The 17,915-nt window shown below is 38.8% G+C and carries 19 protein-coding genes; 10 read left to right on the forward strand and 9 right to left on the reverse strand.

What is annotated here, in order from left to right:
* Positions 1 to 580: 580 nt before the first annotated feature.
* Positions 581 to 1,207, reverse strand: coding sequence for a TetR/AcrR family transcriptional regulator (locus tag IMO47_RS01750; protein ID WP_196074667.1), 627 nt, complete (start codon positions 1,205 to 1,207; stop codon positions 581 to 583).
* Between the two features lie 86 nt (positions 1,208 to 1,293).
* Here IMO47_RS01750 and IMO47_RS01755 point away from each other — a divergent pair, with 86 nt between their 5' ends.
* Positions 1,294 to 2,502: an oxygenase MpaB family protein gene (locus tag IMO47_RS01755; protein WP_196074668.1), complete on the forward strand. Its 1,209-nt coding sequence runs from the start codon at positions 1,294 to 1,296 to the stop codon at positions 2,500 to 2,502.
* A gap of 20 nt (positions 2,503 to 2,522) precedes the next feature.
* Here the strand turns inward: IMO47_RS01755 and IMO47_RS01760 are convergent, their stop codons facing one another.
* From IMO47_RS01760 to def, 5 genes are all read right to left on the reverse strand, one after another.
* Entirely contained in the window at positions 2,523 to 3,698 is a 1,176-nt protein-coding gene (locus tag IMO47_RS01760; RefSeq protein WP_196074669.1) for a hypothetical protein, read from the reverse strand.
* Between the two features lie 96 nt (positions 3,699 to 3,794).
* Positions 3,795 to 4,037 carry a DUF4199 domain-containing protein gene (locus IMO47_RS01765; RefSeq protein WP_196074670.1) on the reverse strand — a complete coding sequence of 81 codons (243 nt, stop codon included), beginning with the start codon at positions 4,035 to 4,037 and terminating at the stop codon, positions 3,795 to 3,797.
* A gap of 25 nt (positions 4,038 to 4,062) precedes the next feature.
* On the reverse strand, positions 4,063 to 6,141 hold the full coding sequence (locus IMO47_RS01770; RefSeq protein WP_196074671.1) for a TonB-dependent copper receptor: 2,079 nt from the start codon (positions 6,139 to 6,141) through the stop codon (positions 4,063 to 4,065).
* 83 nt (positions 6,142 to 6,224) lie between these two features.
* A complete protein-coding gene (locus IMO47_RS01775; RefSeq protein ID WP_196074672.1) occupies positions 6,225 to 6,686 on the reverse strand; it encodes a DUF2946 family protein in 462 nt (153 codons plus the stop codon).
* A 107-nt stretch (positions 6,687 to 6,793) separates the two neighbouring features.
* Positions 6,794 to 7,324: a peptide deformylase gene (gene def / locus IMO47_RS01780; protein WP_196074673.1), complete on the reverse strand. Its 531-nt coding sequence runs from the start codon at positions 7,322 to 7,324 to the stop codon at positions 6,794 to 6,796.
* 123 nt (positions 7,325 to 7,447) lie between these two features.
* On the opposite strand from def, the gene IMO47_RS01785 reads away from it, so the two are divergent.
* From IMO47_RS01785 to IMO47_RS01795, 3 genes are read left to right on the forward strand one after another with little or no spacing between them, the layout of a single operon-like run.
* On the forward strand, positions 7,448 to 8,599 hold the full coding sequence (locus tag IMO47_RS01785; protein WP_196074674.1) for a LysM peptidoglycan-binding domain-containing protein: 1,152 nt from the start codon (positions 7,448 to 7,450) through the stop codon (positions 8,597 to 8,599).
* Between the two features lie 22 nt (positions 8,600 to 8,621).
* Positions 8,622 to 9,749, forward strand: coding sequence for a DNA-processing protein DprA (gene dprA / locus IMO47_RS01790; protein WP_196074675.1), 1,128 nt, complete (start codon positions 8,622 to 8,624; stop codon positions 9,747 to 9,749).
* Positions 9,750 to 9,795: 46 nt separating this feature from the next.
* Positions 9,796 to 10,365, forward strand: a complete 570-nt coding sequence (locus tag IMO47_RS01795) for a Sua5/YciO/YrdC/YwlC family protein (RefSeq protein WP_196074676.1) — start codon at positions 9,796 to 9,798, stop codon at positions 10,363 to 10,365.
* Positions 10,366 to 10,795: 430 nt separating this feature from the next.
* Here IMO47_RS01795 and IMO47_RS01800 read toward each other — a convergent pair whose 3' ends face one another.
* Positions 10,796 to 11,695: a DMT family transporter gene (locus tag IMO47_RS01800; RefSeq protein WP_196074677.1), complete on the reverse strand. Its 900-nt coding sequence runs from the start codon at positions 11,693 to 11,695 to the stop codon at positions 10,796 to 10,798.
* A 156-nt stretch (positions 11,696 to 11,851) separates the two neighbouring features.
* Positions 11,852 to 12,496, reverse strand: coding sequence for a TetR/AcrR family transcriptional regulator (locus IMO47_RS01805; RefSeq protein WP_196074678.1), 645 nt, complete (start codon positions 12,494 to 12,496; stop codon positions 11,852 to 11,854).
* 140 nt (positions 12,497 to 12,636) lie between these two features.
* Here IMO47_RS01805 and IMO47_RS01810 point away from each other — a divergent pair, with 140 nt between their 5' ends.
* The 5 genes from IMO47_RS01810 (at position 12,637) to IMO47_RS01830 (ending at position 16,888) form a co-directional block, all read left to right on the forward strand.
* On the forward strand, positions 12,637 to 13,890 hold the full coding sequence (locus IMO47_RS01810) for an MFS transporter (protein ID WP_196074679.1): 1,254 nt from the start codon (positions 12,637 to 12,639) through the stop codon (positions 13,888 to 13,890).
* Positions 13,891 to 13,892: 2 nt separating this feature from the next.
* Entirely contained in the window at positions 13,893 to 14,639 is a 747-nt protein-coding gene (locus IMO47_RS01815) for a helix-turn-helix domain-containing protein (protein ID WP_196074680.1), read from the forward strand.
* 182 nt (positions 14,640 to 14,821) lie between these two features.
* Complete coding sequence (locus IMO47_RS01820) at positions 14,822 to 15,346, forward strand: hypothetical protein (RefSeq protein ID WP_196074681.1); 525 nt, start codon at positions 14,822 to 14,824, stop codon at positions 15,344 to 15,346.
* Positions 15,347 to 15,497: 151 nt separating this feature from the next.
* Positions 15,498 to 16,043, forward strand: coding sequence for a glutathione peroxidase (locus IMO47_RS01825; RefSeq protein ID WP_196074682.1), 546 nt, complete (start codon positions 15,498 to 15,500; stop codon positions 16,041 to 16,043).
* Between the two features lie 245 nt (positions 16,044 to 16,288).
* Entirely contained in the window at positions 16,289 to 16,888 is a 600-nt protein-coding gene (locus IMO47_RS01830) for a hypothetical protein (RefSeq protein ID WP_196074683.1), read from the forward strand.
* A gap of 20 nt (positions 16,889 to 16,908) precedes the next feature.
* Here IMO47_RS01830 and IMO47_RS01835 read toward each other — a convergent pair whose 3' ends face one another.
* A complete protein-coding gene (locus tag IMO47_RS01835; RefSeq protein WP_196074684.1) occupies positions 16,909 to 17,373 on the reverse strand; it encodes a hypothetical protein in 465 nt (154 codons plus the stop codon).
* A gap of 94 nt (positions 17,374 to 17,467) precedes the next feature.
* On the opposite strand from IMO47_RS01835, the gene IMO47_RS01840 reads away from it, so the two are divergent.
* A complete protein-coding gene (locus tag IMO47_RS01840) occupies positions 17,468 to 17,911 on the forward strand; it encodes an ATP-binding protein (protein WP_196074685.1) in 444 nt (147 codons plus the stop codon).
* The last annotated feature ends 4 nt before the right edge of the window (positions 17,912 to 17,915 follow it).

Genomic DNA, 17,915 nt, shown 5'->3' on the forward strand with positions numbered 1-17,915 from the left:
AATCAATCAGTAAAAATCCACACAAGTTGTTCTTCATATTCTCTTAATGATCTTCTTCATGCTTCGTCAGCATCAAGCTAGGTCGGCTATATTACTCTCTATCTCTAGAAAGTCAACTGGGATTTCAAATTATTTTCTAAACCTACCTTCTAAAACCCAACTTAATCAATTCAACCAAGTCATTGTTTTATCAGAAGTTTTAATCTTCATCACCGCCGATGGATGTGCATTCTACAGCATTTAACAACCAACACAACCCCTTTTTTTATTTATTTTCTTGAATTCACCTTGTTTGCTCATTTAATCCACTAAATATGGCTTTTTTTATTGGAAAAACGCTTTTTTGGCTTAAAATACACCCAGTGAATAGGAATTTAATGCATTATTCTCTTTAAATACTCGTCTTAAACATTCTACCTCTACTCAAATTTTAATCGTGACATTCAGTTATCCCTGTTCTGTAGCAGCCAAGAAGCAAGATTGAAATCATATGCTGAATGCTTATCCTTACTTATACATCAGGGATAGCAACAACCAAATCATCAATTCCTCCAGATATACAGACGTTTTGACATTGATTTTAGTTTTGGCTTTGATATTGCACGATGCCCGTATCTTGCTCCAAATACGCCAAAATCATTAAGGTCAGTTCTTTTTTAAGCTGTTGCTCTGAAATTAGAAAGTTGTTATGACTCACATAGCGCATCATGGTAAAAAGTGTGCTGTTGATAATCACAAAAGATTTATTCTTGAGTACTTCAAAACTCCAATCTTTAAAAAAACGACTAAATACATATAAGCCCACTTCGTAGAAATGTTTTTCTAAAACTTTTGCAGCTTCTGAATTGTTATAGCCATGCCAATGTTTCAAGACTTCTATGAAGAAACCACCATCCGCTTTCATCATGTCAAAACCGAATTGAATACTAAGGGGTATGATTTCATTTAAGCTTAAACCTTCTTGACTGATGGCAATTTGCTTAAGTGAAAGTCCGAGCTGCTCGCTTTTACGGCGTAGCAACTCCTGAAAGATGTCTTCTTTGTTGCCAAAATACTGATATATCGATCCTACACTAACACCTGATTTTTCTGAGATTTTAGGTGTAGTAACATTCACTAAACCCTGCTCAGCAATACACAATTGCGTTGCTTCTAAGATGCTGTCGACAATATTTCGAGCACGCTGTTGTTGGGGTTGTTTCCTCATTGGCATATTCATCCCGAAATGCGAATTGAATGCGAATAATTATTCATATTAGAGTTTGACTAAACAATAACCAGGTCAAATATAAAATGCAAACCTTAGTTAAACCACAAAGGCTCGCACCTTATGAAAAAATGTCACGAACAAATTTCAAGACCAGAATTTTTCATTATTTTACAGACCAATCGCTACAGCCCAGTTATGCCGAGTATTTATCTTTAAACAATGCGCTACAAACGGGTGATGTTGCAATGGATCAAGTTATGGATTGGGTCATGACCAACCCCAGACAAAATCGTAAGCTTTTTGAAACGGCGTTGTATCAAGGTTTAGATAAACTCCCCCATGATATTCCAGTGCTCACTGATTTTTTTAAAATAATCGAGCATGCACCGAGTTGGCTGGATTCAGCCAAAATTGAAACAGCAATCAAATTTACACATCGTTTAGGTACTAATGGAACATTCATCCTACGCGACCTGGCTTTAATGACGGGTTATCAATACCCTGGCTTTAACCAACCGCTCATTCAGACAGGGGCTTTGCATAAGTACGCAGGGAAACGTTTGGCAGAAACACACAAGTGGTGGTTAGATGTGAATCAATTGGATAGCTTCTCACGTTTTAACGATGGCTTTACCTCTACGATCTATGTTCGATTCATTCATTCTCTCGTACGTTATCAGTTAAACAAGTCAAAAGATTGGGATCACGAGATTTGGGGTGCACCCATTAATCAATATGATCAAGCCATGACCAATATTGCCTTTAGTGCAGTACTTCTAATTGGTGTTAGAGCCCTTGGCATTTTTCCAAGCAAAGCCGAATCCGATGCCCTGATGCATTTTTGGAAGTATGCAGGTTGGTTAATGGGGATAGATGAAAAATGGTTGGTCAATAAAGAGTCTGAAGCGTGGAAACTATTACAATGGATGAATTATGCACATCCCAAAGTAGATGAAAGCAGTAAAGCTTTAGCCGTCAGTTTATCTAAAGAACCTTTTGAAAGGCATTATAAATACTTCAATAGCTTCTTACAGAAAAAAGCGTATCAAAACCATTTAGACATCACCCAGTTTTTTATTGGATCACGTAAAATGAAAAATCTGGGACTCAAACCGCGTACTCTGGCATGGTATCCGTTTTATTTAATTGCAAAAAATACTTTGGTTTATCGTGGAGCAAAGCATATCCCTAAACTTGAGCAATATTTGCAACAAAGTGGTCGTGCCGAACAAGAGTATGCCCTAACCCTCTATCAAAATGCTGGAAAACAACTCGCGACTATGCATCGGTAGTAAATTGAAAAGTTAAGGTATTAAACCTTAACTTTGTTCTCCAACCTGTGTTTATAGATATTGAGTACAACATCACTAAACTCATTCAGCACATAGCGTGTCCACAAATTCGCATACCAATTTACTTCTGTTGATAAACGATAATCGATCGTTAATACCATTTTCGTTTGCTGTGGACTAATGGCTTCCAGCTGATAGTCTGTTGTCAACAAATTGAAATATGCTCCGCCAATTTTCAAATGATCATCCAAAGACCCTTTGGGAAATGATTCTCGATTAAAAACATAGGTCCAAGCCAACTTCGTTGGCGCATGAGACTGAGTGATTTTTTCTTGGAAATGAATACCGCGTTGCCAATAAATTTGACGGATCAAACCATTCTCTGTTTGCTCAGTCATTCCAGAAATTGGTTTTGGAAAACCCATTAAAAAAATTGGACTAAATTTTATTTCGTTGGACTGAATCTGCTGGATATTATTAATCGATGCAAAAACATCTTGAATGGGCGCATTCACAATAATTTCTTGGCGAGTTGCACCATTATGATACTGGGAGAAATCAGGTGATAGTAACAAGCCCAGCAAAGGTAAGAGTACAATAGAGTAAACTTTATTATAGGGCTTCCATAAACGTCGACATAAAAAATGCATGCATGTCGCACCTAAAGTCGAACAGAGTAAAAATATCGGCGCTGCCATAATCAGACAAATACTTCCCTCTCTTAAAATGACTACACCAACAACAATGATCCCGAGTAAAATATAGATTTGCTGAAGAAATGTTTGTTTTAAAGAATTTGGAGATTTTAAAGATTTCACATACTCGAGAATCGCACCCAGACTAAAAGGTAAAAATAATAGAAATGCGGCGGTCAACATTTTTTCTGAACTTAAAGCAATCAGTGAGATGATCAAGAAATAACAAAGCACAATACAGAGCAAAGGCAACCAACGAACAAATGCTGATCTTGCAGGGTATTCCTGAAGAATTTTCATACTGGGTTGATGAAATATCCTGCAAATTAATTTTCGATCAGGTTGTACAATGGTCTGATAAACACGAATTTCCTCAATTCCTTCAGCTTTTAGTCGTTCTCTGAATATTTGTTCAAACGCTGTTGTCCACGCTTCATCTGCGATGGAAACCTCCCCATATTGTTTAAGAATATTAAGATAAGCCTCTATTTCTTCATTCATTTTTAATTATCTTTACTGTTTGACCCTATTTTAAATATCTGTAATCAAAAAGGAAGTCCTCAGACCTCCTTTTTATTTTAAGATTTTTTCACATCATCAATGACTATGCATGGGCTCAGAAGCTGAATGCTCCATATTTTGCATATCTTCGTGACTCATCTTCGACATATCATGCTGTTCAGTAGCCTTCTGTTTTTGGCTCGGCATATAGTCAGGTTCATTGGTAATCGCCAAATAGAAAATTCCCATGAAGATACAGCTTAAAATAATTGCGATAACTAGCAATTTCCATCCCCAAAATGATTTTTCTGGAGATAACTTATTACTGTCGTTACTCATATGACATCCTCATATTTCGGTAAAATTAAAATTTCATGCTCACGCGCGCCCAATAGTTACGCCCAGTATTGTTAAATTGCTGTGTACCAACTTGACCATCAGCACCCACACCCAACTTATTCAAATGTTCGGTATAGGTTTTATCGAATACATTATCGACACCAACAGACAAATTCAGATTTTTTTGAATGTTGTAAGATGCATTGAGTGCCAAAGTCGTAAAACCTTTGCTTTCACCTGTGTCATAGCCCACGATATTACCTTGGTTTAGACTAATGCGATCCTGTTTTGCCACGGCACGCCATAACAGCCCAAAAGAATATTGATCTTGCACATAACGCAAGTTTAAACGCCCTTCCAATGGTGCAATCTGTGGTAATGCTTGATGTGTGTCAGTGTTTTCACCCCATGCATACATTGCACTCAGGTCAGCTTGAATCGCATCAGTAAATTGGTAACCTACCCCGGCTTCAGCACCAGCAATAGTTGCATCGACATTTTTTGCGCCCGCACTAAATGAAGAGCCGTGATCATGCCCGCTCATTCCAGCTTTTGGATGGTTATGGTAGCTCAATAAAATAAAGTCATTAATCAACCCTGCATATGCAGATGTCCAGACACTTAATGGTCCCTGTTGATATTGATAACCAAGATCAAGCTGTAATGTCTTTTCCGTTTTGAGATCATTAAATGTCGGCTTAGCCATGCCTGTATTGCCATGTGCTGTACTAAATAATTCCCAATAATCAGGAACACGCTCCACATAACCCAATCCAATATAAGACTTGGCATTATGTTCAGGATATTGGCTTTCTAAACGAATAAATGCGCTTGGTAATGTTTCTTTACGCTGATCATTCAATTTAAGTGCATCAATTTTAACTTGATCCACACGAGCACCTGTCACCAGCTTGTAGGCATCATTAAATTGATAGCCTAACTCACCAAATGCACCGTAAGATTGAAACCGCATATCTTCTCTAAAAGCAACATTCATTGATGGCATCGTTGGCGATGACATACTGCCACCATGCTTGTTTAATTGAGAGTCTATTCCTGTAATTAAGCTCAGCTTATCCCATTCGCTGGTCATGGCTAAACGGCTATTTAGGGTACGGCGTGTGACTTGCATTGCCATTGGATTTGGCATCAACATTTTCATATCGCCATGCTTCATTTCAGCAAGTGGTGGAGTACGTAAAGTATAGTTATCCATCACATGATCGTTATAACTATAATTGACCTGCCCTTCGATTTTTTTAATCACAGGACTCAGATTTTTTTTCTCAAAACGTAAACCCAGACTTTCACGTGCAAACTGCGAGCCATCCATGGTTCGACCGGCATATTCAGCCTCACCATCCGCCTTACCTCCTGTTAACTCAATCCAAGTATCCTCATTGGGTGTCCACCCCAAAGCCAAGTCCGTATTCCAGCGCTCCCAAGAAGATGGAACTTTATTGCCATCACCATCTTCATAGCTATTGGATTCAGAACGATTGGCATTGACACGTAAATATTTTTTGCTGTCCCCAACAGCCGCTTCAATATTGTGGTCCAAACGCCCAAAAGATCCGACCAAAACACTCGCCTGACCTACATAGTTTTTCTCATCAGTCAGTGTTGGTTTTTGACGTTCAAAAATGACGGTTGCTGCCGAACCAGTATTGGCATATTGAACGGTTTGCGGTCCTTTCACGACTGAAATTCGGTCATAGCTTTCAGGTTGAATATAAGATGTGGGCGCATCCATTCGTGCGGGGCATGCACCTAAGTTCTCAGTACCATCTGTCAATATTTTGATGCGTGTACCAAACATGCCACGGAATGTAACATCGCCATTGGTTCCACCACTTTTAATGGAGTTAAAACCGGCAATACTCTGGAGATAATCCGCACCATCAGTCGCAGGTACTGGCTGAATAGGTTGCTTCGGATCTGCATGAATAATCAAACCATTGGCATCATGATTAAGTTGAGCTGTCACCACAATCGGTGTGAGTTGAGCTGTATGCTGCTGATCTTGGGCAAAAGTTGTTGCTGAATAACAAGCGATACAAATCGCAGCCGCTAAAGGCTGTAAAAAAAATTGAGGTTGAACCATTTTCTTTCTCTTAAATCATAAATATGAGCTGCGACAAAGCAGCATCAGGACCTCGACAAAAAGATCCTCAATAAAGTTTTGATTTAAGCGAAAACGGGCGGAGCGCGTCCCTGAGGAAGTAGGAATAAACGCTGCAGAACAAAATAAACATGTCGAAATGCTTTTTGAAATGCAACCAGACGTACTTGTATACGATCTAATATTTCTTTGACTTCAAGTTCTGGAGGTAAAACCAGATTGCCATAGACTGTACAGTATTGGCATTGGTGACCCGCATCATGATGGTGACTTGTTTGTTCTTGTACAACAGGCTCATCTACCATCAAATGCTGATGACCCGGAGCCTCGTGCTTCAAAGAAGCTGAATGATGCTGATGATGAGTGCTTTGTTGATGTTTCTCGTAAAAGTGACTTTGCACCAAAGCTTGAGTAATAGTTTCACAGACCGGCGCAATTTGATATTGCTTCGGCAGCAAAGGCTGTAAAAATACAGCAATCTGTAAAAAAACTGCGGTAAAACCCAGCAGTAAACCTATTCTCAACAAAACGTTCGTCTCAACATTTTTCGAGCCAAAGTATAGCAAAGCCCAAACAAAATTGGGCTTTATATTGAAGAAAAATTCAAGAAACTTTTAACTTTCAATTCTCTATATCAACGTTTTACAGGAACTTTCTGCTTTTCACGTTGACGCACGACTTTTTCAACTTTTTCACGTGCTCGTTGACGCTTCAACGGAGATAAGTAGTCAACAAATAACTTACCGTTTAAGTGATCCATTTCATGTTGAATACACACCGCCAATAATTCATCCGCTTCAAGCTCAAAAGCTTTACCATCAAGGTCAATTGCTTCGATTTTAACTCGTGACGGACGCTCAACTTTATCGTATATTTGAGGAACAGAAAGACAGCCCTCTTCATAAGAGAATGTTTCTTCTGTAAGTGGTGTTATTTTGGGGTTAATGAACACCATAGGTTGGTCTTTATTTTCAGACAAATCCATGACGATAAGTTGAATATGTTGATCGACCTGTGTAGCAGCCAGACCAATACCTGGCGCTTCATACATGGTTTCAAACATGTCAGCTGCTAATTGACGAATTTCATCGGTTACAGCATCGACAGGTTTTGCAATGGTACGTAAACGGGGATCAGGAAAACTTAAAATTGGTAATAAGGCCATACTGTATCCTCTGTTGCTATGCCATTGATCTTAAAACTAAATGAAGAATATGCTTCATTAAAAAAATGTGTGTAATATGCGTATTATAACGCATATAGAGACATAATTTTAGGAATTATGATAATGAAAAAGGTTTTAACTGGCATAACACGTTTTCATGCCAAGGGGTTCAAGAAACAGTTGCTTGCCGTGACACTATGTTTAAGTGCAGGATTCACTTACATGGAAATGACACATGCAAGCCCGAATGTTAATCCACCTGCACTCAAAGCCAGTGCGCCCAATGTTTATGTGGTAAAACGTGGTGATACCCTATGGGATATTGCAGGGAAATTTTTAAGTAAGCCGTGGCGTTGGCCTGAAATCTGGGCGAGCAATAAACATGTTAAAAATCCGCACTGGATTTATCCTGGTGATAAATTACTGCTATGCACTCTAGATGGTCGTCCATTAATCGGCGTAGATGAGGGTGACGGTTGTGATGGTATTATTCGTCGTCATCAAGGTGGAACATCTTTACGCCCACAAGTACGTGTTGAGTCATTAGGCAGCGCAATTTCAGTAATTCCTTTATCTGATATTCAACCGTGGCTAGAACACAGCATTGTCATCAGTCCTGAGTCTTTACAGAATATTCCTTATACCATTGGTGCTGCTGACAATCGTGTGATTACGGGTGCCGGTCAAACCGTCTATGCACGTGGAAATGGCTTAGTCGTCGGTCAGCGTTATGGCATTTACCGCGAAGGTAAACCTTATATATTCCTCAATGCGGAAGGTAAAAAGTTTAATGCAGGACTGGAACTATCTGAAGTTGTTTCAGCAATCGCAACGGCGGGTGAAAATGATGTCACCACACTTGAGTTGACCAAGAGCTACAATGCCGAAGTTCGTAAAGGTGATTATGTTCTTCCTAGCTATGATGCAGAACTACCGAGCTTGTTCTATCCAACCACCACTAATGAAGTGAGTAGTGGTGGTAAAGTGGTGCGTGTCCAAGGTTCGATTGGTACAGCAGCGCAACACAGTGTGGTCACTATTGATCGCGGTAACTTACAAGGTGCGAAACCTGGACAAATATTTAGTATTTATCAACAAGGTGAAGTTGTTCGTGATCCAAAAACCAAGGAATCGGTAAAATTACCAAGTCAGCAAATTGGTACACTGATGATCTTTAAAAGCTTTGATCATCTGAGCTATGCTTATATTTTAGAAAGCAATTTACCAATTAAAATGGGTGCTGAGATCAAACCACCTGCGATTACAGATCAGTGATTTTCAGTAGTGTAATGTAAATATGTTGAATCAAATACCCGATCATCAATTGAATGCCATTCAACTTTGGTATTTGGTTCAACACTCAACCAGCGCCTTCCGTAAGCTAGAGAGTTATTTTGGTTCTATTGCAAAAGCGGTAGCTCCAGAAAGCTTACCCCGTTGGTCTGAACTTAAAATTCATAAAAATCATATCGAAAGAGCCAATGTCTTTGTAACAGCACAAGGACAATCCCAATTTAAAATATGCTTAGATAAAATCCAGCAACATAGTGATTTTATTTTATTAGATACCGATTCAAATTATCCGCAACAACTGCTTCCTTATCAAAATCATCCCCCAATTTTATTTGGTAAAGGGTCTTCACAAAATTTGAGCCAACCTCAAATTGCGATTGTCGGCAGTCGAAAAGCCAGCCCGCATGGCAAACAAGTAGCTTACGATTTTGCCTATTATTTAAGTGAAAAAGGCTTTTTTATTACCAGTGGTTTAGCGCAAGGAATAGATGAAGCTGCGCATATGGGCGGTCTCAAAAATCAGCGAACCATCGCGGTGATTGGAACGGGTTTAGATCTGGTTTATCCCAATCAAAATCGAAATTTACAGGCGCAGATTCTACAAAGCTCTGGAAGCATCATCAGTGAGTATCTTCCTGAAACTCAGCCTATTCCACGTAATTTTCCTTATCGGAATCGTATTGTAAGTGGTCTAAGTCTAGGTGTTCTTGTTGCTGAAGCACAATTGCGGAGTGGTTCATTGATTACCGCACAAACAGCTGCTGAACAAGGTAAAATTATTTTTGCCATTCCTGGGCATATTTATGGAGAACATCACCAAGGTTGCCATCAACTCATTCGTGAGGGTGCAATCCTTGTGGACCATCCTGAACAAATTGTGGAAGATTTAGCCCTGCCCACACAATGGCAATGTACACAGCAAGCTGAAATCAGCGCACAATTACCCGAGATGCCTGAACATTTGTTCCAACTCTACCAATTACTGGATTGGATTGGGCAAGACCTAGATACATTGGCCCAAAAGTCCGAACTCAACACTGCGGAATTAACCAGCTATTTAATGGAACTAGAGCTGTTAGGACGGTGCATTCAACAATCTGGACTATACTTACGTTGCCGAGTCAGCTATTAAGGTTCACAATAGCCTTCTATTTTTCAAACTGACAAGGTGAACATCAATGATTACAACCTCAGTTGCTGAAGCTGCACAAATTCTTCAACAAGGTAAAGTATTGGCTTATCCAACAGAGGCGGTATGGGGTCTAGGTTGTGACCCATTCAATGAACAAGCATTTTTAGAAATTCTTAGGTTAAAACAACGCCCTATTGAAAAAGGGGTAATTTTACTGGCAGGTCAACTTTCACAAGTTGAGCACCTACTGACAAAAATAGACCCAAGTATCCGTGAACAAATCATACAGTCATGGACACAACGCTCTCATACAGAACGGGCGACGACATGGTTGCTTCCCGCAGATGAGCAGATTCCACACTGGATCAAAGGTCAACATACGCAAGTCGCTGTTCGAGTCACCAATCACCCATTATGTACCGCTTTGTGCAATGCATTTAATGGCTTTATTGTTTCAACCAGTGCCAATCCTGCAAGTTTAAAACCCGCTCGCTCACTACAAGAAGCCAGTCATTATTTTGGCTCGGAATTGAATTATTTAAATGGCGACTTGGGTTTAAGCCGAGAGCCAAGCAAAATTATTGATGCATTATCAGGACAAATCATTCGTGATTAATCATAGATGTCCGGATTAACAAACCATCTTTGTAAAAAATCACATTGAAAAAAGCAAAAAAAAACTCAGCCATATATAGGGTTGGCTGAGTATAAAAAAGGATGCGGTTAATCACATCCAGAGGGTATGATGAATTTGATAAATGCAGTGTAAGCCAGTTTCATTAAGAAATTCTTAATTGGCTACGATGAAAAATATTATCCTATAAATATTTTTCGAATACAAACACATTATTCAGCCTATTTTTTAATCATGCTTTATAATCATCAGTCGACCATAAACCCTCAATATATTTAAGTAGTTAAATTTATTTTATTATTTGAGATTTTAAAAGGTAAATTCTTAATTAAAAATAATTTTTGAGTGAAATTAATACTTAATCAGCACAAAAAACAGTTAATTAATCGTATAAATTTCACTCGATATAAATTTAAGAGGCAGAAACAGATTTACTTTTTTTGACACTATGTGACTTTTTTTGTGCCAAAGCAATGCCGACTAAAATGATGATACCACCAATAGTATGATAAATCGTCCACTCTTCATGTAACCAGAAATAAGCAATAATGGCAGTAAATACAGGCATTAAGTTCATGAAGATACTGGTTCTATTTGGACCTAGATATTGAACAGCCATCATCCAGAGTAAAGGTGCGATCAGAGAAGGAAATGCACCGGCATACAGCACACTGGCAGCATTACTCGCATTAATCGCATCAATTCCCAAATAAAATACAAAAGGTAAGTGATAAATCAAAGTAAATGCAATTTGTACATATAGACTCAAGAGTAATGGCACTTTTAATTGCCATTTTTTTAAAAAGACCCCATAAAAAGCATAAAAGAATACGGCCAGGACCATGATCAAATCACCTGAATGACCTGACAATTGGGTCAAATGCGTAAAATCTCCACGTCCGATCACATACACCAACCCCGCAAAAGACAATATGCTTCCAACCACCGCATAGCGATTTGGAATTTCACGCAACAACATCATTGACACGAGAATGGTAAATACCGGTATAAAGGCATTGATAATGCCCATATTCGTTGCAGTGGTGTAATGCGCTGCACTATATGCCAAACCTTGATACAAGAACATCCCAAAAGCACTCAGAACGGCGAATTGAATAAAGTGCTGACGGATTAGGTCCCATTGCTGCCAAACCTTGGGCAACATCAAAGGCGTCAAAAGAATAAATGCCACCAACCAGCGATAAAAACTAATACTGACAGGTGAAATATAATCAGTTACATAACGTGTCACCGCAATATTCAGTGACCAGATCAAAACAGCGATAATGGGTAAACTGACGGCCCACCACATGGGTTTAGTGTTGCTGTACATAACTTCGACTATTCTTGAGGACTTGCAATAATTATCAATGAAGTCTGAATCAATTTAAATATGGCATTTCAGACATCTATAGGGCTTTTCAGACAAATCATGCTGAGGCATTGATCTTACTGAAAATTTTCAAGCCTAAAATAAGTCCCAGGTCTTTATTGCCAGTGCTACCACATTTTGCAACTGTTTTAGCCCCACCCCATCACGTGCCTGCATGGTTAAACCTTGAATCACTGTAGAATAATAATCTGCCATCGCTTGTAAATCAGCTTTTGGATTTAGATCACCATCTTTTATACCCTGCGCTAAACGTTGATAAATTCTTTCTTTAACTTGTTGTCTTTTGACTAACAAATCATGCTGAATTGGAGCATGTTCTTGGGAACAATTGATGGTCGCTGTAACCAGCATACAACCCGTTGGTTTATTTTGTTGAACGAGTTTTTTAAGATTTTCATGCAGATAAAGTTCAATGGCAATTTTTGCAGTCTTGGCTTCTTGAAAAATAATATCTAATGAACAAGCCTCGTGTTTTAAGTAATACGCTAGACATGCATGAAAAAACTGTGATTTATCACCAAAACTACTATAAATACTCGGTGCAGTCAGGTTGAGTGCTTTGGTTAAATCACTCATGGATGTTGCTTCATAGCCAAATTCCCAAAACAACAGCATCGCTTTATGCAACACCTGTTGTTCATCAAAACATTTGGGACGACCACGTCCGCGTTTAATCACCGGTTTTTCCGCGACTAAATCATGCTCTTCAGAATCCGCCATAATCTTCACACATATTTTTATAACAAACATTATTAAATTAATTGACAGCTGAGAATTAATCAAATATTTTATTTTTATAACGATCGCTAATGAATTAAAACTTTCCGTCACATTCTCACGCTTTCATCAGGACTATATCCATGAACATGATGCAATCAGAAATCTCGCAACAACCTTCAACAGAGGTTGCCCCCAGTAATCAGGGCAGTTGGCTAGCACTGCTCACCGTGGCTGTCACTGCTTTTGCCTTGGTCACCAGCGAATTTCTTCCCATCGGTGTTCTGAATAGTATTTCTGCAGATTTGCATGTTTCTGTCGGTACAGCAGGATTAATGATTACATTACCAGGCATCATGGCAGCCTTAGCAGCTCCACTGTTACCTGTGCTGGTAAAAAACCTGGATCGACGTTATTTGCTACTTGCTCTTGCCGCAACCATGGTCATTGCCAATGCCATTACTGCAATTGCACCGAATTTTGAAATTTTATTGATCAGTCGTTTTATTCTTGGTTTTGCGATTGGTGGCTTCTGGGCAACAGCAATTGCTTTAAGTGGTCGTTTAGCCCCGAGCCAACTGCCTATTGCCAAAGCAACCGCAACAGTTATGGCTGGTGTAACGTTAGCAACTGTGCTTGGTGTGCCGATTGGCACATGGCTCAGTGACGCTTATGGCTGGCGCACATCATTTGCCATTACTGCAGTCATCGGATTTATAGTCTTGTTGTTGGGTGTAAAATTTATTCCAAGTTTAAAACCAGAATCAGCAATCCATTTTAAAGATTTACCTGCTTTATTAAGAATCAATAAAGCCAGACAAGGTTTGATTATTATCTTATTAATTGGTTTAGCTCATTTTTCTTCCTATAGTTATCTCACACCATTTTTCAAAAATTCAGCAGGTTTTGATAATGCAACCATCAGTTCGCTATTGTTATTATTTGGCGTAGCCGGTGTATTTGGGAATGCGTTTGCTGGCTACAGCGGTAATTTAAATGTTCGCTATACTTTTGCCTTTGTCGCGATCTGCTTTGCAATCGTGTTCTTCGGCTTTCCCCTGTTTGCAGTTCAACCGATTGGCGCATTTATTCTGACTGCACTTTGGGGCTTCGCATTTGGCGCTTTTCCAACCACTGCAAATATCTGGATGTTTTTACATGCGCCACATGCAGTCGAAAAAGGAATGCCTCTATTTGTTGGTTTTTTCCAAGTCATGATTGCAACAGGTGCTTTGATCGGCGGCTATGTTGTTGATCATTTTAATGCCAACATTTTATTGTATAGTGTACTGAGCTTTATTCTTTTAGCCTTTGTTTCAATTTTCACCTTGAGTCGAGGCTTAAATAATCCAAAAGCTGAAACCAATACTATGCAATGTGAGAGTTCAAACTTTTAACCATGTATTCAAATCTGATTTCCGTAGAAGAATTTTTCTATCAGAAACATGATGTCGTCACCCCCCATTGTAATCTATGGGGGGACTTCAATTTAAGCCTCAATGGGACTTTAGAGCTTACCGTTGCAGATCAAATCTATTTATCACCGCCCAGTTATGGTTTATGGATTCCCCCGCAAACTGAACACTGTTGTACGGCGGTAGATGATTTGCTCACACGTTATATCTGTATCCGTCTTCATCCCCGGATTTGTCAACAGCTGTCAAGCAACACACAAACTTTAAGTATTCGACCATTTTTACGGCATACCATTGAAGAAATTTTAGATCAGCAAAAGCAAGGAATTCCATCCCCCACATATCATCAACACCTATTACAACTGTTGGTCGATCAAATTCAAAATAGCGCCTGTTATGAACACTATTTACCACAAACGGATCATCCGATTTTAAAACCTATTCTTGAACAGCTTTCAGACACTCGGCAATTTAACCGCGGTTTACAAGAAATCTTAGACAGCTTTCAGATTACTGAACGACATGCACTCCGGTTAAGCCAAGATTCCCTAAAACTGTCTCTGTCTGAATGGCGAAACCGCGCCAAGATCATTCATGCAATTTCACTGATTCAACAAGGTTTTTCAGTAAAAAAAATCAGCCTAGAACTGGGATACCAACATACCTCTAGCTTTATTGAATTTTTTAAACGCTATACCCACCAGACACCTGCTCAGATGCGTAATCTTTAGATCAAAGGCTTTTTTAAGTGACAATTTTCACTTTATTGCTAAGCTTATGTACAAAAATACTATAGAAAATTGCCTTAAAATTGTGCATTTTGCATCTTATGCTCAAAATTAAGCATATAACTTTATGAATATGTAGACTTAGGTCAGATTCTTAAGAATTTTAAATAATGAAGGGTTTTATAATGAAAAAATTACTACTTGCTACGCTATGTGCTTCAGCATTCGCTTTAACTGCATGTGATAAAAAACCAGCAGATGCTGCGTCTGGTACGGACAGTAAACCTGCTGCTGCAGCTGCTTCTCTCAGCACCAACAATGCTGCGGATATCAAAAGCGATTTAACTGCACTTCAATCTATGTCTACAGCAAAAGCAAAAGAAGCATTAAACTTCCAAACTGAAGTGATGCAAGCTGCTCAAAAAGGGGATAAAGATGCACTGAAAAGTGTAGTTGATAAAATGAAAACCTATGTTGATGGCTTCAATAAAGACTTGGACGGTTTGGCACTGAAAAGTACTGAAGTAGCATCGGTACGCGACAAAATGAAGGAATCAAACAACCTTGGCGTTGAAATGTCTGAAGCCGGTTTAGCAAGTTCGCCAGATCCACAAAAAATTATGGAGCTGCAAAAGAAAGGTACTGAGTTACAACAAAGCCTGTTAACTGAAATGCAAGCACTTCAAACCAAAGCCAATGCTGCACCATAACTCATTCAATTTGATGCGTATTAAAAGCAGATCTCTTGATCTGCTTTTTTATTTGCACTTAGATACAAATGCAACTTGCCGAAATCATGCAATATCGTTAAAACATTAAACATATTTTCTACTCGAAGACTTCATGTTTAAGGATAAAACCATGCGCAATTCTGTATATGATATTCCTGTCAATACCATCAAAGGTGATCCCGTTACCTTGAATCAATATCAAGGTAAAGTCCTGTTAATTGTCAATGTGGCTTCTAAATGTGGGCTGACACCACAATATGAAGGGCTTGAAAAGCTCTATACCGAAAAGAAAGATCAAGGATTTGAAGTATTGGGCTTTCCAGCAAATAACTTTCTTGCTCAAGAACCCGGTAGCAATGATGAGATCGAGCAGTTTTGTTCATTGACCTACAATGTAGATTTTCCGCTTTTTGCAAAAATTTCAGTGGCTGGCGATGACAAACACCCGCTTTATGACACTTTAATTCATGCAATCCCAGAGCGTATTGGTGAAGGTCCATGGTGGAAAGATTTAGTCGATTACGGTTTAACACCAAATCCAAAACCAGAAGTACTTTGGAACTTTGAGAAATTCTTAATTGGGAAAAATGGCGAAATTGTGGCACGTTTTGCGCCGGATATTACTGCGGATGACCCACGCATTACTTCAGCAATTGAAGCTGAATTAGCTAAATGACGATGCTGTTTGATGCTGAACATCGTGAATGGATGACCTAAAATACTCCAGCAGGATTTTATAGATCATTGGATAATCAGGATTAAAAAGTATGGGTACAACGATTGTGCTCATACTCCCCAATTTCCAAAGAAGTGAATGGTTCAAGTTACAGTCTGTATACCCTTTGCAACAATCCTCAATCTCTACATTTTTGCATCCTATATTATTCATTGCATAGCCAATCAGATGAATTGTGGATCTCAATGAAAAAGTTGCTACAGGGTGCTGTTTTACCTTTTATTATTTTTACTTCAGGCATTTTACTTTTGGGCTGTAATCAAGCAGTTGAACAATCACGTCAACAGCAAGAGTTTGAATCGAATGAGACATCCGATCAAGCATTAAACTCAAAATCAGAAGTAATCCATAAAACTTCTGAGGATTTAAAATCGGGTAACCTGTTTTATATCGCTCGCGATGTCGCCGATGTTCAATTAAAAACTGGTGATTATATTGAGAAACTGCAACAGACTCAGTCTGATTTGCAACAAGCTGTTCAATCTAAAAACAGCATCGTATTACAGCAAACCGTAAAAGATCTGAGCCGTGAGCTACAGGGCTTTAACACTGCTTTAATTTCTCTAGACCTGAAAAGTCAGGAAATCGATGGCTTACGCCAGCAAGTTTTACAGAGTAATCAGCAACTTCTTAACTCTGCACTGCTAAATGGTGATGTAGATATTTCAAAAGTCGATTTTAAGAAAATTGAGCAGCAAATGAATAATATTCAAATGGATATGCTTAAACTTGCAAGTATGATGATCCCCAACGCAAAAGACACGGCATCCTCCGAACAAAGTTGATCTGCTATCCCATTGATTCATTAGATAGGCTTGGCAGCATTACATGAGGGATCTTGTCCCAATGCTCGTTTTGCATCAAGTTTAAAACGAGCTTGAGCAGATTTATAACCTGTAGGTAAGAATAGTGTTAATCGGGTTTTATTCTTACCTATAGATTCCACCAAGGTTTTTGATAAATAGGCTCCGCCCTTCGTACGTGCAAATAAAGTGCCCATTTCCAAATCTTGTTCTAGTTTATTGTCAGTAAATACAAAGTCATGTTCGCCAGTAAAAGCAACACATCGGCCATAAGCCATTTTTAGATTCTTAAAAGCAACAAGATAATCAATATTCAACTCCGTTTCCAAACCATTATTGACTGAGTTTGCCACTAAATTGGCTTCAGTGGGTAGATTCGGTGTCGTGACAAACTGACTTTGACATGCACTCAGACTGCTGGCAATAAATACGCAAAATATAGCGCGAAATTGAATATGTTTGTTCATTTTAGATTTATTAGCGTTCTCCACATTGAATCGATTGTAGCAGAATTCATAAACATGCTTTAATACTGAATTCATCTTATTTTTGTAGTGTTTCATGCAGCTGATTCTATTCACAGGTGTACAAGCTTCTGGTAAATCAACATTTTATCAACACTATTTTTACCATACTCATTTACGTATCAACTTAGATATGCTGAAAACAAGGCATCGTGAGAATATCATCTTTGAAGCAGCTTTGGCTTCAAAAACCAAAATTGTGATCGACAATACCAACATGCGCCAGGTAGATCGTACCCGTTATATACAACGTGCCAAAGCGGTAGGTTTTCAAATCATTTCTTATTATTTTGAAACAGACCTCGACAGCACTCTACAACGGAATGCGCAACGCTCAGGTAAAGCCAACATTCCAGAAAAGGGCGTAAAAGCCACATTTTATAAACTCGAAATTCCCAAAATTTCTGAGGGCTTTGATGCATTATTTAAAGTAAAACTCATTCCAAACGATGGCTTTGCAATTCAGTCTGTTGATCAATAAAAAA

It is taken from the genome of Acinetobacter sp. Res13-Abat-PEC15-P4-01 (assembly GCF_015676285.1).
GTDB lineage: Bacteria > Pseudomonadota > Gammaproteobacteria > Pseudomonadales > Moraxellaceae > Acinetobacter > Acinetobacter nematophilus.